This window comes from Pseudomonas sp. PK-RTE-24, from assembly GCF_054052265.1.
The window spans coordinates 252,596-266,081 of the sequence record NZ_CM133224.1; the positions used below are offsets into that span (position 1 = coordinate 252,596).

Annotated in this window: 10 protein-coding genes; all 10 read right to left on the minus strand. The window is 59.5% G+C overall.

Annotation, left to right across the window (positions count from 1 at the left end; all coding sequences use genetic code 11):
- Positions 1 to 205: 205 nt before the first annotated feature.
- The gene (gene tilS / locus ACV8MC_RS01235) at positions 206 to 1,534 is read right to left on the minus strand and encodes a tRNA lysidine(34) synthetase TilS (RefSeq protein ID WP_457264208.1); all 1,329 of its coding nucleotides are present in this window, start codon (positions 1,532 to 1,534) and stop codon (positions 206 to 208) included.
- A gap of 132 nt (positions 1,535 to 1,666) precedes the next feature.
- Positions 1,667 to 2,614: an acetyl-CoA carboxylase carboxyltransferase subunit alpha gene (locus ACV8MC_RS01240; protein WP_016771465.1), complete on the minus strand. Its 948-nt coding sequence runs from the start codon at positions 2,612 to 2,614 to the stop codon at positions 1,667 to 1,669.
- 139 nt (positions 2,615 to 2,753) lie between these two features.
- Positions 2,754 to 6,275 (minus strand): DNA polymerase III subunit alpha, encoded by a 3,522-nt coding sequence (gene dnaE, locus ACV8MC_RS01245; protein ID WP_122747625.1) that lies wholly within the window; start codon positions 6,273 to 6,275, stop codon positions 2,754 to 2,756.
- A gap of 76 nt (positions 6,276 to 6,351) precedes the next feature.
- Entirely contained in the window at positions 6,352 to 6,978 is a 627-nt protein-coding gene (gene rnhB, locus ACV8MC_RS01250) for a ribonuclease HII (protein WP_016771466.1), read from the minus strand.
- 11 nt (positions 6,979 to 6,989) lie between these two features.
- A complete protein-coding gene (gene lpxB, locus ACV8MC_RS01255) occupies positions 6,990 to 8,120 on the minus strand; it encodes a lipid-A-disaccharide synthase (protein ID WP_457264210.1) in 1,131 nt (376 codons plus the stop codon).
- 2 nt (positions 8,121 to 8,122) lie between these two features.
- Complete coding sequence (gene lpxA / locus ACV8MC_RS01260) at positions 8,123 to 8,899, minus strand: acyl-ACP--UDP-N-acetylglucosamine O-acyltransferase (RefSeq protein ID WP_457264212.1); 777 nt, start codon at positions 8,897 to 8,899, stop codon at positions 8,123 to 8,125.
- A complete protein-coding gene (gene fabZ / locus ACV8MC_RS01265) occupies positions 8,896 to 9,336 on the minus strand; it encodes a 3-hydroxyacyl-ACP dehydratase FabZ (protein ID WP_016771469.1) in 441 nt (146 codons plus the stop codon). The genes lpxA and fabZ overlap by 4 nt, the downstream gene beginning before the upstream one ends.
- A 106-nt stretch (positions 9,337 to 9,442) precedes the next feature.
- The gene (gene lpxD / locus ACV8MC_RS01270; RefSeq protein WP_457264214.1) at positions 9,443 to 10,498 is read right to left on the minus strand and encodes a UDP-3-O-(3-hydroxymyristoyl)glucosamine N-acyltransferase; all 1,056 of its coding nucleotides are present in this window, start codon (positions 10,496 to 10,498) and stop codon (positions 9,443 to 9,445) included.
- Between the two features lie 3 nt (positions 10,499 to 10,501).
- Positions 10,502 to 11,005, minus strand: coding sequence for an OmpH family outer membrane protein (locus ACV8MC_RS01275; RefSeq protein ID WP_003222140.1), 504 nt, complete (start codon positions 11,003 to 11,005; stop codon positions 10,502 to 10,504).
- Between the two features lie 45 nt (positions 11,006 to 11,050).
- Positions 11,051 to 13,426 (minus strand): outer membrane protein assembly factor BamA, encoded by a 2,376-nt coding sequence (gene bamA / locus ACV8MC_RS01280; RefSeq protein WP_041478127.1) that lies wholly within the window; start codon positions 13,424 to 13,426, stop codon positions 11,051 to 11,053.
- Positions 13,427 to 13,486: the final 60 nt, after the last annotated feature.

Consider the following 13,486-nt stretch of genomic DNA (forward strand, 5'->3'; position numbering starts at 1 on the left):
CGATCACCTGCATTAATCACAGTGCACCTTTCGAAAAAACCGCCGCGTTGTGACAGACCGGCAGATGAAACACCGGTACGTTGCTCGCTACACATTTTTTGGAATCGCCCAGCAAAGACTGCTTGGTAATCGGCAACTCCTGCAATTCAGGCGAATCCACAGAAGTTGTATCAAGAAGGGAGCGTAGTCTACCGGAATGCTCCTTTCAGCTCAAACCTTGATCTTCGTCTGTTGGCTGCCAGTGCAATGTCCAGCCTTCGTCCATCTGACCAGCAAGACCCGGCAGGTTCGCCACGGCGAGCAATTCTTCGCCACGAAACAGCAGCGGCAATCTGCCACGCACGAAGGCCGGGACCGCGCGCTCGTTGAGCAGACGCTTGAGATCACGACTGCCGCGTTCGGCCAGTTGCATGACCTCACCGCCTTGCCGATAGGCAATACGCAAAGGCCCGGCTGGAGCATGCCCGTGGAGCACGACGCGTCCGTTATCCGGCAAGCGTAGCGCTGAAGTCGGGGTCTGCCAGTCGGCGCCGATCACTGGCGCGCCCAACCAATTGCCGCTCAGCCACCAGACGCGACCGCCGCTGCGGTGCAGCTCTCCGTCGGCCAAACGCCAGATCGGAGAAGCGTCGGCGACGGCATTGCACAGTGTTGTCCAACCCGACCAATGGTCAGCATCTGGCAGCCGGGTCAATGGTTCGAGCCAGTGGCTGAGGGCATTTCGCTGGCGCGCGTCAGACAATGCCCTCAATGATGTCAGCTCCAGGGATGGCACACCCAGCCAAGCGAATTCATGGACCGTTTCGGCTTGTGCGAGATCGATCTGCGCCAGCTCATCGAGCAAGCCCTGCGCCTCACGCAGATGCGCAGCCGTGCGCGCCATGCTGGCCTGCGCTTGCGGCCAGCGTTCGGTGAGGACCGGCATGACTTGATGGCGCAGATAGTTGCGCGAAAACTGCCGGTCCTGGTTCGACGGGTCTTCGATCCAGCGCAACTGATGCGCCTGTGCATAACCTTCCAGCTCAGCACGGCTGACATCCAGCAACGGTCGAACCAGCGTGCCCTGCCCCACTGGGCGCCGCTGCGGCATCGCCCCGAGCCCGCGTACACCGGCACCGCGCAACAGCCGAAAAAGCAGCGTTTCCGCTTGGTCATCGCGGTGCTGGCCAGTCAGCAACACGTCATTGCTCTGCGTCAGCGAACTGAACGCGGCATAACGCGCATCCCGCGCCGCCCGCTCCAGGCTCGCCCCGCCCTTTACGGTCACCCGCTTCACTTGCAACGGCACGCCCAGCGCATTACAAACGGCCTGGCAATGTTGCGGCCATGCATCGGCCGCAGCCTGAAGGCCGTGGTGGATATGAATGGCGCTGAGCGCAGGGAGGGATTCGGTGTTCGCCAGAGTGGCGAGCAGATGCAGGAGGACGGTGGAATCGAGGCCACCGGAGAAGGCGATGCGCCAGTGAGCGGCGTGGCGCCAAGGCTCAAGATTCAGCAGAAGACGGGATGGCAAATCAATCGGGGACTGGCCCATATCTGCACCTTTGCCTAACCCTCTGTGGGAGCGAGCCTGCTCGCGAAAGCGATTTAACATTCAACAATTTCGTCGACTGTCATACCGGTTTCGCGAGCAGGCTCGCTCCCACAGGGATAATGCGCGTCTGACTTAGAGACCGTAGCTCATCAGGCGATCGTAACGGCGCTTGAGCAGCGCTTCGTTATCGAACTGCTTGAGCATTGCCAGTTGCGAGCTCAGTTCGGCGCGGATCGAAGCGGCGGCAGCAGCCGGGTCACGATGGGCGCCGCCCAGTGGCTCGCTGATCACTTTGTCGACGATACCCAGGCCTTTCAAACGCTCAGCGGTGATGCCCATTGCTTCAGCGGCATCCGGTGCTTTCTCGGCGGTCTTCCACAGGATCGATGCGCAACCTTCCGGCGAGATCACCGCGTAGGTCGAATATTGCAGCATGTTCAATTGATCGCAGACGCCGATGGCCAGTGCGCCGCCGGAACCACCTTCACCAATTACAGTGGCGATGATCGGAGTCTTCAGACGCGCCATCACACGCAGGTTCCAGGCAATCGCTTCGCTCTGGTTGCGCTCTTCAGCGTCGATGCCAGGATAAGCGCCCGGGGTATCGATGAAGGTCAGGATCGGCATCTTGAAGCGCTCGGCCATCTCCATCAGACGGCAGGCCTTGCGGTAGCCTTCCGGACGCGGCATACCGAAGTTGCGGCGAACTTTCTCACGCACTTCACGGCCCTTCTGGTGGCCGATGATCATCACCGGCTGGTCTTCCAGACGGGCGATACCGCCAACGATGGCAGCGTCGTCGGAGAAGTGACGGTCGCCGTGCAGCTCGTCGAACTCGGTGAAGATGTGCTCGATGTAATCGAGGGTGTAAGGGCGTTTCGGGTGACGCGCCAGGCGTGCGATCTGCCAGCTGGTCAGCTTGCCGAAGATGTCTTCGGTCAGCGTCTTGCTCTTGTCCTGCAGGCGGGAGATCTCATCGCCGATATTCAGCGAATTGTCATTACCGACCAAGCGCAACTCTTCGATCTTGGCTTGCAGGTCGGCGATCGGCTGTTCGAAATCTAGAAAATTCGGGTTCATAGGCGTCCGTCTTGGGTCGTGTCCCAAGTGAGCTTGGGCCGGCCGGTTGTCTATTCGCGCCCTACCTTAAGGGAGAGGCGCGCTGAGGTCGAGATTAAAAATTCAGGTTGTGGGCAAGCGCAATGATGGCACTTGCCGGTCAACGGTATTGGAGGAAGACGTTGTCTCGCCCGAACTGGTCACGCAGGGCTTGAATCAAGGTATCCGCCGGGTCGATCCGCCAGGTCTCGCCGAACTGCAGCAAGGTCTTCGCATCCGGGCTGGTGTACTCCATGGTCACCGGGCACGCGCCGCGATGACGCTTGAGCAGTTCGCCCAACCAGCGTAGCTGATCGCCTTTGAGATCCTGGGTGTGCAGCTTCAGGCGCAGGCTCTCGGCCAGATTGGTGCGCGCATCTTCCATGCTCATCACGCGCTTGACCCGCAGGCGCAGGCCGCCGGAGAAGTCGTCATTGCTGACCTCGCCTTCGACCACCACCATCGCGTCGGTCTGCAGCAGCGACTGCGCCGAATGGAACGCATCGGCAAACAGCGACGCTTCGATCCGTCCGGAGCGGTCGTCGAGGGTGATGAAGCCCATCTTGTCGCCCTTCTTGTTCTTCATCACCCGCAGGGCAATGATCATCCCCGCCACCGTCTGCGTATCGCGCGCCGGTTTCAGGTCGATGATGCGCTGACGGGCGAAGCGGCGGATTTCGCCTTCGTATTCGTCGATCGGGTGACCGGTCAGGTACAGGCCCAGGGTGTCTTTTTCACCCTTGAGGCGTTCCTTTAGGGTCAGTTCCTTGGCTTTGCGATGAGACGCGTAAACGTCGGCGTCTTCTTCGACGAACAAGCCGCCAAACAGGTCGGCGTGGCCACTGTCGTGGGTCCGCGCAGTCTGCTCGGCCGCCTTGATCGCCTCTTCCATCGCCGCCAGCAGTACCGCGCGGTTACGGTCGATGTTGGCTTGATAGGCCTTTTGTTCGTCGTGGAAATACGGGCCGAGGCGATCCAGCGCGCCGCTGCGAATCAAGCCATCAAGAGTTCGTTTGTTGATGCGCTTGAGGTCGACCCGCGCGCAGAAATCGAACAGATCCTTGAACGGACCGGCCTGACGCGCTTCGGTGATCGCTTCCACCGGGCCTTCACCGACGCCTTTGATCGCGCCGAGGCCGTAAACGATGCGGCCGTCGTCGTTCACCGTGAACTTGAACTCCGAAGTGTTCACGTCCGGCGCGTCGAGGCGCAGCTTCATCGTCCGCACTTCCTCGATCAAGGTCACGACCTTGTCGGTGTTGTGCATATCCGCCGAAAGTACCGCGGCCATGAACGGCGCCGGGTAGTGAGCTTTCAGCCAAGCGGTCTGGTACGACACCAGGCCGTAAGCGGCGGAGTGGGACTTGTTGAAGCCGTAACCGGCGAATTTCTCCACCAGGTCGAAAATGTTACCGGCAAGATCCGCGTCGATGCCGTTGGTCGCGCAACCCTCGATGAAGCCGCCGCGCTGCTTGGCCATTTCTTCGGGCTTTTTCTTACCCATCGCCCGACGCAGCATGTCCGCACCGCCGAGGGTGTAACCGGCCATGACCTGGGCAATCTGCATCACCTGTTCCTGATACAGGATGATGCCGTAAGTCGGCGCCAGTACCGGCTTGAGACCGTCGTACTGGTAGTCCGAGTGCGGATAGGCCAGTTCGGCGCGACCGTGCTTACGGTTGATGAAGTCGTCCACCATGCCCGATTGCAGCGGACCGGGACGGAACAGTGCAACGAGTGCGATCAAGTCTTCCAGGCAGTCGGGCTTGAGCTTTTTGATCAGCTCTTTCATGCCCCGGGATTCAAGCTGGAACACCGCCGTGGTTTCGGCTTTTTGCAGCAACTGGTAGGTCGGCTTGTCGTCGAGCGGGATAAAGGCGATATCCAGCGGCGGCTCGTTGACCTTGGCGCGGTCGCGGTTGATGGTTTTCAGCGCCCAGTCGATGATCGTCAGGGTACGCAGGCCGAGGAAGTCGAACTTCACCAGACCGGCGGCCTCAACGTCGTCCTTGTCGAACTGGGTCACCAGACCGTCACCGGCCTCGTCGCAATAGATCGGCGAGAAGTCGGTGAGTTTGGTCGGCGCGATCACCACACCACCGGCGTGCTTACCGACGTTACGCACCACGCCCTCAAGCTTGCGCGCCATCTCCCAGATTTCCGCTGCTTCTTCATCGACCTTGATGAAGTCGCGCAGGATTTCTTCCTGTTCGTAGGCTTTTTCCAGGGTCATGCCGACTTCGAACGGAATCATCTTCGACAGACGATCCGCCAGGCCATAGGACTTGCCCTGCACCCGCGCCACGTCACGGACCACAGCCTTGGCGGCCATGGAACCGAAGGTGATGATCTGGCTCACCGCGTTGCGGCCGTACTTTTCGGCCACGTAATCGATCACCCGGTCACGACCGTCCATGCAGAAGTCGACGTCGAAGTCGGGCATGGAAACCCGTTCCGGGTTGAGGAAACGTTCGAACAGCAGGTCATATTCCAGCGGGTCGAGGTCAGTGATCTTCTGTACGTAAGCCACCAGCGAACCGGCACCCGACCCACGGCCCGGACCTACCGGCACACCGTTGTTCTTGGCCCACTGGATAAAGTCCATCACGATCAGGAAGTAACCGGGGAAGCCCATCTGGATGATGATATCCAGCTCGAAATTCAAGCGGTCCACATAGACCTGGCGCTTGGCTTCGTAGTCTTCGGTGGTGTCCTTGGGCAGCAGCACCGCCAAGCGTTCTTCGAGCCCTTCGAAGGAGACCTTGCGGAAATATTCGTCGATGGTCATGCCATCGGGGATCGGGAAGTTGGGCAGGAAGTGTGTGCCCAGCTTGACTTCGATGTTGCAGCGCTTGGCGATCTCGACGGTGTTTTCGATGGCGTCGGGAATATCGCTGAACAGCTCGAGCATTTCCTCGGCGCTTTTCAGGTACTGCTGATCGCTGTAATTCTTCGAACGACGCGGGTCATCGAGGGCGCGGCCCTCACCGATGCACACGCGGGTTTCGTGGGCGGCGAAGTCTTCCTGCTTGATGAAGCGCACATCGTTGGTCGCCACCAGCGGCGCACCGAGCTTGTCGGCCAGCGCCACGGCGCCATGCAGCTGTTCTTCATCGTTGGGGCGGTTGGTGCGCTGGATTTCCAGATAGAAACGATCCGGGAACACCGCCATCCACTCGCGCGCCAGCGCTTCGGCTTCCGCCGGGTTGCCACCGATCATGGCCATGCCGATCTCGCCTTCTTTGGCGGCGGACAGCATGATCAAACCTTCGTTGGCCTCGGCCACCCACTCGCGCTCGACGATGACCATGCCGTTGCGCTGGCCTTCGATGAAGCCACGCGAGATCAGTTCGGTGAGATTGCGATAACCCTGAGCGTTCATCACCAGCAGGCTGAGGCGGCTCAGCGGTGCATCCGGGTCCTTGTTCGCCAGCCACAGGTCTGCGCCGCAGATCGGCTTGATGCCGGCGCCCATGGCGTTTTTATAGAACTTGACCAGGGAACACATGTTGTTCTGGTCGGTGACCGCGACCGCCGGCATGTTCATGGCGGTCAGCGCCTTGACCAGCGGCTTGATCCGCACCAGCCCGTCGACCAGGGAGTATTCAGTGTGCAGGCGTAGATGAACGAATGAAGCCGGCATAGTGATCCTGTCCAGTTACATAGAGACAACGAGGCCCGGATTGTACCGGGCCTCGAATAAAACATCAGCCTTGCGCCTAAACCTGCGTCAGGCTTTCCCGCGCCTCGTAAGCCAGGCGTACCGGGGCGAACGAGCGGCGGTGAATCGGCGTCGGGCCGAGCCGCGCCAGCGCTTCCAGATGAACGGGCGTCGGATAGCCTTTATGGCCACCGATGCCGTAGCCCGGGTAGATCAATTCGAATGCCGCCATTTCGCGGTCACGGCTGACCTTGGCCAGAATCGACGCCGCCGCGATGGCCGGTACCTTGCCGTCGCCCTGGATCACAGCCTCGGCACGCATCGGCAAATGCGGGCAGCGGTTGCCATCGATCATCGCCAGCTTCGGCTGAATATGCAGACCGGCGACCGCGCGCTGCATGGCCAGCATGGTTGCGTGGAGGATATTCAGATCGTCGATTTCTTCGACTTCGGCGCGGGCGATGCACCAGCTCAGGGCCTTTTCACAGATCTCGTCGTAGAGCTTTTCGCGCTTGGCTTCGGTGAGTTTTTTCGAATCGTCGAGGCCGAGGATCGGCCGGTTCGGATCGAGAATCACTGCCGCCGTCACCACCGCACCGCACAACGGACCACGACCGACTTCATCAACACCGGCGACCAGTTCTTCGACTTCGGCTACCAGAGTGAAATCCAGGCCCATTTGCATGCTTGTCTTGCTCATTGTGGTTTGCCGATCAGATCAAGGACGGCTTGCGCCGCCTGATTGGAAGCATCGCGCCGCAGCGTGCGGTGGATCTCGTCGAAGCCGCGGGTCTGTTCCTCGCCGCCATCGATCAAGGGCGACAGCGTCTGCGCCAAGGCCTCGACAGTCGCATCATCCTGCAACAACTCCGGCACCAGCAAGCGCTGAGCGAGCAAGTTGGGCAGCGACACGTACGGGCTCTTGACCATGCGTTTGAGAATCCAGAACGTCAACGGCGCCAACCGATAGGCCACCACCATCGGTCGCTTGTACAGTAGCGCTTCCAGGGTAGCAGTGCCGGAGGCGATCAACACGGCGTTGCACGCGGCCAGGGCCAGATGGGATTTACCGTCGAGCAATGTCACCGGCAAATCCCGGCCAGCGAGCAAGGCCTCAAGTTGCACCCGGCGTTCCGGGTTTGCACAAGGAATGACAAAGCGCACGCCCGCACGCATGGCGCGCAGACGTTCGGCAGTGTCGAGAAACAGCGCGCCGAGGCGACTGACTTCACCGCCACGGCTGCCCGGCATCAGCGCTACCAGCGGACCGTCGGGCAAACCCAGCTCGGCGCGGGCAGCGGCACGATCAGCTTGCAGCGGAATGGTATCGGCCAAGGTGTGACCGACGAAACGCACCGGCACGCCTTTCTCTTCGTAGAATTTCGCTTCGAACGGCAACAGGGTCAGCATCAGATCGCAGCCTTCGCGGATCTTCAGCACCCGTTTCTGCCGCCATGCCCACACTGACGGGCTGACGTAATGCACGGTCTTGATCCCGGCCTGACGCAGCTTGAGTTCAATATTGAGGTTGAAATCCGGCGCATCGATGCCGATGAACACGTCTGGCTTTGCGGCAATCAGTGTGGCAATCAGCTCTTTGCGGCGCTTGAGCAATTCACGCAGCCGACCGAGGACCTCCACCAGCCCCATGACCGACAAGCGCTCCATGGGAAAGTACGAGGTCAGGCCTTCGGCCTGCATCAGCGGACCGCCGACGCCGATGAACTCGACTGCCGGGTGCTGAGCCTTGAGCGCACGCATGAGGCCGGCGCCGAGAATGTCACCGGAAGCCTCACCCGCCACCAGCGCAATACGCAGATTGGCCATGATCAGCGGGTGATGCCGCGAGTCGATGCCTGGATCGAATCGCGGAACACGGCGACTTCAGGGAACTGCGCAGACGACTCGGCCAGTTCGGCCAACGCCTGCTCGACCGTCAGGCCCTGCCGATAGACCGTCTTGTAAGCACGACGCAAGGCGTGGATCGCGTCTTCGCTGAAACCGCGACGGCGCATGCCTTCGAAGTTCATGCTGCGCGCTTCGGCCGGGTTGCCGAATACGGTGACGTACGCCGGAACGTCCTTGCCGATCGCCGTGCCCATGCCGGAAAAGCTGTGGGCGCCGATGTGGCAGTACTGATGCACCAGGGTAAAACCGGAGAGGATCGCCCAGTCGTCAACGTGTACATGCCCGGCCAACGCAGTGTTGTTGACCAGAATGCAGTGATTGCCGATGACGCTGTCATGGCCGATGTGGGCATAGGCCATGATCAGGTTGTGATCACCCAGTGTGGTTTCCGAACGGTCCTGCACGGTGCCACGGTGAATGGTCACGCCTTCGCGGATAACGTTGTGGTCGCCGATCACCAGGCGGGTTTCCTCGCCTTTGTACTTCAGATCCGGGGTGTCTTCGCCTACCGAAGAAAACTGGTAGATGCGATTGTTTTTACCAATGCGGGTCGGCCCCTTGAGGATCACGTGCGGCCCGATCACGGTACCCTCGCCGATTTCCACACCTGCGCCGATGATCGACCACGGGCCGACCTCGACGCCGTCAGCCAGAACGGCGGACGGATCGATGATTGCGCGAGGGTCAATCAAACTCATACTTTCTGTTCCGCGCAGATGATTTCTGCCGAGCAAACCGGCTTGCCGTCCACCGAAGCCTGGCATTCGAACTTCCAGATCTTGCGCTTGCAGCTGATGAAGGTCGCTTCAAGGATCAACTGATCGCCCGGCTTGACTGGCTGGCGGAAGCGCAGCTTGTCGGAACCGACGAAGTAATACAGGGTGCCGTCGGCCGGTTTGACGTCGAGCATCTTGAAACCGAGGATCCCGGCAGCCTGAGCCATCGCTTCGATGATCAGCACGCCCGGCATGATTGGATGCGCAGGGAAGTGACCATTGAAGAACGGTTCATTGATGCTGACATTCTTGTAGGCGCGAATTCGCTTGCCTTCAGTGTCCAGTTCCACCACCCGGTCCACCAGCAGGAACGGGTAACGGTGAGGCAGGTATTCGCGAATCTCGTTGATGTCCATCATTTCAGGGGAAAGCCTATGTAAAGATTGGGAGCGCGACTGACGCGCACTCCTCTAGCAAATCAAGGAGGCAGTCCAGAGGCTGTGCACACTTGATATGGAAATGGTATCAGCCATCAGATGAAGCATTACCGTCAGGGGTCACTTCCCCAACGCGCTTTTCCAGCTGTTTCAACCGTCGCGCGATGTCATCGAGCTGACGGATTCGGGCCGCGCTTTTGCGCCATTCGGCCGCCGGTTGCATGGCTGTGCCGGAAGAATAGGCGCCCGGCTCGGTAATCGAGTGAGTCACCATGGTCATCCCGGTCAGGAAAACGTTGTCGCAAATATCAATGTGGCCGACCAGACCTACACCGCCAGCGAGCATGCAGTGCTTGCCGATCTTGGTGCTGCCGGAAATGCCGACGCACGCAGCCATGGCGGTGTGATCACCGACCTGGACGTTGTGCGCGATCTGAATCTGGTTGTCGAGCTTCACGCCATTGCCAATCACCGTATCGGCCAGAGCGCCGCGGTCGATGGCGGTGTTCACGCCAATCTCGACATCGTCGCCGATGGTCACGCCACCGATCTGGGCGATTTTCTGCCAGACACCTTTTTCGTTGGCGAAGCCGAAGCCCTCACCGCCGATCACTGCGCCGGACTGAATAACCACACGCTTGCCGATGCGCACATCGTGATAGAGCGTGACGCGCGGAGCCAGCCAGCCGCCTTCACCGATTTCGCTGCGCGCGCCGACTACGCAATGCGCGCCCAGCGTGACCTGTGCAGCGATGCGTGCACCGGCTTCGATCACCACGAACGGACCGATGCTGGCACTTGGATCAACCACTGCGTCCGCCGCGATCACCGCTGTCGGATGAATTCCCGTTGCGGCTCTTGGCTTAGGATCGAACAGATGCGAGATGCGTGCGTAGGCCAGGTAAGGATCCGGCACCACCAAGGCATTACCGGCGAAACCTTCGGCGTCGGCTTCCTTGAGCAGCAGTGCAGCTGCCTGAGAACCGGCCAGGTATTTGCGGTATTGGGGATTTGCCAGAAAGCTCAACTGAGCTGGGCCAGCCTCTTGCAAAGTGGCTAGCCCAGTAATTTGCGTCTCGGGGTCGCCACGCAGGGTGGCGCCGAGGTGCTCGGCCAACTGGCCGAGCCTGATAGTCACGGTCATGGGTTACTTCAGCTGATTCATGCGCTCGATAACCTGGCGCGTGATGTCGTACTGAGGTTTGACATCGATGACTGCGCCACGCTCGAACACGAGGTCAAAACCACCTTTCTTGATGACTTCTTCCACGGCACTGTCCAGTTTCGGCTTCAGCTGCTTGAGCATTTCGCGGTCGGCAACAGCTTTGGCTTCGTTCAGCTCCTTGGACTGGAACTGGAAGTCACGAGCCTTTTGCTTGAATTCCAGCTCCAGACGCTCACGCTCGCCCTGCTGCATTTTGTCGCCACCGGCCATCAGACGGTCCTGAATGCCTTTGGCGCTGCTTTCCAGGGTTTTCAGCTTGGTCAGTTGCGGACCGAACTTCTTCTCTGCATCCACCGCGTACTTCTTCGCCGCGTCGGATTCCAGCAGAGCCATCTGATAGTTCAGCACGGCAATTTTCATGTCGGCGAACGCCGGGCCTGCCACCAGTACGGAGGCCAGGAGAACCAATTGAGTCAACTTACGCACGATGCACTCCTACAAAATCCATTGTCGTTATCTTGGGTCAGACGCTTAGAACGTCTGGCCGAGGGAGAATTGGAACACTTGAGTTTCAGCGTCATCCGGTTTCTTGATCGGCATCGCCAGGGCGAAGCTCAACGGACCCAGTGCGGTGACCCAGGTCACGCCGACACCTACGGAACTGGCCATGTTGCTCAGGCTGATGTCGTTGCACTTGGTGTTGGACGAGGAACCATTGGCGTTCGTAGTGTCCTTGCACTGCGAGTCAAACACGTTACCGACATCCCAGAAGACCGAAGTACGCAGGGAACGCTGATCCTTGACGAATGGCAGCGGGAACAGAACTTCTACACCGCCCTGGATCAGGACGTTACCACCGAACGGCAGTGGATCCTGGTCCGGGTCAGCGATAGTGCCAGGGTTGTTACCACGGCTCGGCGTACTGCGCGGGCCGAGGGTGCTGTCCTTGAAGCCACGAACCGAGTTGAAACCACCGGCATAGTAGTTTTCATAGAACGGCAGACCATCGGTCGAACCGTAACCATCGCCATAACCGAGTTCGGAGTGCAGGCGCAGTGTGTAGTTTTCGGTGATCGGCTGGAACAGCTGACCACGGTAGTCAAGTTTGAAGAACGACAGGTCGCTGCCAGGAATGGTGGTTTCCAGGGTCAGGCTCTGGGAACGACCACGGGTCGGCAACACGCCTTTGTTCAGGGTCGACTCGGACCAACCGGCCGAGGCCTTGAAGTTCAGGTAGTTGTCGCCTTCCTTCTCGACGAAGTCGAAAATCTCGTCAACGGTATAGCGACCGGTGTTGATCTTGTCCTGCTGGGCAGACAGACCGAAGGTCAGACGCGATGTTTCGCTGATCGGGTAGCCGACGTTCACGCCCGCACCGAGGCTGTCTACCGCATAGCTGGAAATATCGGCATCGAGTTCATCGTAGTCGGTGGTGCGATAGAACGCGTTGTAACCCAGGCTCACGCCGTCGGCGGTCCAGTAGGGGTCAACGTAGCCGAAGTTGTAGCGGCTCTGGTATTCGCTGCGGGTCAGGCCGATGCTGACGCGGTTACCGGTACCCAAGAAGTTGTTCTGGGTGATCGAACCACCGAGGATCAGACCGGCGCTCTGGGCGAAACCAACGCTGGCGGTGATCGAACCGGAAGCCTGTTCTTCAACGGCGTAGTTCACATCAACCTGGTCGTCGACGCCAGGCACCGCCGGGGTTTCAACGTTGACTTCCTTGAAGAAGCCCAGGCGCTCCAGACGGGTCTTGGACTGGTCGATCAGGTAGGTCGAAGCCCAGCCACCTTCCATTTGACGCATTTCACGACGCAGCACTTCGTCCTCGGACTTGGTGTTGCCACGGAAATTGATGCGGTTTACGTAGGCACGCTTGCCCGGATCGACAGCGAAGAGGATGTCCACAGTGTGGTCATCATCGTGCGGCTGAGGCACGCCGTTGACGTTGGCGAATGTGTAGCCTTCGTTACCCAGACGACGGGTGATCAGCTCGGAGGTGGTGGTCATCAGCTTGCGCGAGAACACCTGGCCCTTCTGCACGAGCAACAGCGACTTGATCTGGTCTTCAGGGACTTTCAGGTCACCGCTGAGCTTGACGTCACGAACGGTGTACTTCTCGCCTTCGGTGACGTTGACAGTAATGTAGACGTGCTTCTTGTCCGGGGTAATCGATACCTGGGTCGAAGCGATGTCCATGTTGATATAGCCGCGGTCCAGATAGTAGGAACGCAGACGCTCCAGGTCACCGGAAAGTTTTTCGCGGGCATATTTGTCATCGTTCTTGAAGAACGACAGCCAGTTGGTGGTTTTCAGTTCGAACAGGTCGGTCAGGTCTTCCTCAGGGAAAACCGTGTTGCCTACCACGTTGATGTGCTGAATGGCGGCAACGGTACCTTCGTTGATCTTCACCTTCAGACCCACGCGGTTACGCGGCTGCGAAACCACTTCGGTGTCGACGGTTGCCGAGTAGCGACCCTGAGCGACGTACTGACGTTGCAGTTCGTTACGCACACCCTCGAGGGTGGCGCGCTGGAAGATTTCGCCTTCGGCCAGACCGGATTGCTTGAGACCCTTCATCAGGTCTTCAGTAGAGATGGCCTTGTTGCCTTCGATCTCGATACTGGCGACCGATGGACGCTCGACCACGGTGATGACCAGAACGTTGCCTTCGCGACCCAGCTGGATATCTTGAAAGAAACCGGTTTTGAACAACGCACGAGTGGATTCCACCAGGCGACGATCATCCGCCTGCTCGCCGACGTTCAACGGCAAGGCACCAAAGACGCTACCCGCGGAGACCCGCTGGAGGCCATTGACGCGAATATCAGAGATAGTGAAGGACTCGGCGTGAACTTCGGCGATCATCAATACGGTGAGAACCGCAGTTAGCAGCAGACGTTTCATGAAGTCCTTTCTTATTCCAACTGGCAATAAACAAACTGCCGCAAAATGCGGCAGATTCGC

Excerpts from the sequence above, each read along its gene's own strand:
- tilS (WP_457264208.1), bottom strand. The coding sequence starts at position 1,534 with ATGGGCCAGTCCCCGATTGATTTGCCATCCCGTCTTCTGCTGAATCTT.
- lpxA (WP_457264212.1), bottom strand. The coding sequence starts at position 8,899 with ATGAGTTTGATTGACCCTCGCGCAATCATCGATCCGTCCGCCGTTCTG.
- rnhB (WP_016771466.1), bottom strand. The coding sequence starts at position 6,978 with ATGCAAATGGGCCTGGATTTCACTCTGGTAGCCGAAGTCGAAGAACTG.
- dnaE (WP_122747625.1), bottom strand. The coding sequence starts at position 6,275 with ATGCCGGCTTCATTCGTTCATCTACGCCTGCACACTGAATACTCCCTG.
- lpxD (WP_457264214.1), bottom strand. The coding sequence starts at position 10,498 with ATGACCGTGACTATCAGGCTCGGCCAGTTGGCCGAGCACCTCGGCGCC.
- fabZ (WP_016771469.1), bottom strand. The coding sequence starts at position 9,336 with ATGATGGACATCAACGAGATTCGCGAATACCTGCCTCACCGTTACCCG.
- ACV8MC_RS01240 (WP_016771465.1), bottom strand. The coding sequence starts at position 2,614 with ATGAACCCGAATTTTCTAGATTTCGAACAGCCGATCGCCGACCTGCAA.
- bamA (WP_041478127.1), bottom strand. The coding sequence starts at position 13,426 with ATGAAACGTCTGCTGCTAACTGCGGTTCTCACCGTATTGATGATCGCC.
- lpxB (WP_457264210.1), bottom strand. The coding sequence starts at position 8,120 with ATGGCCAATCTGCGTATTGCGCTGGTGGCGGGTGAGGCTTCCGGTGAC.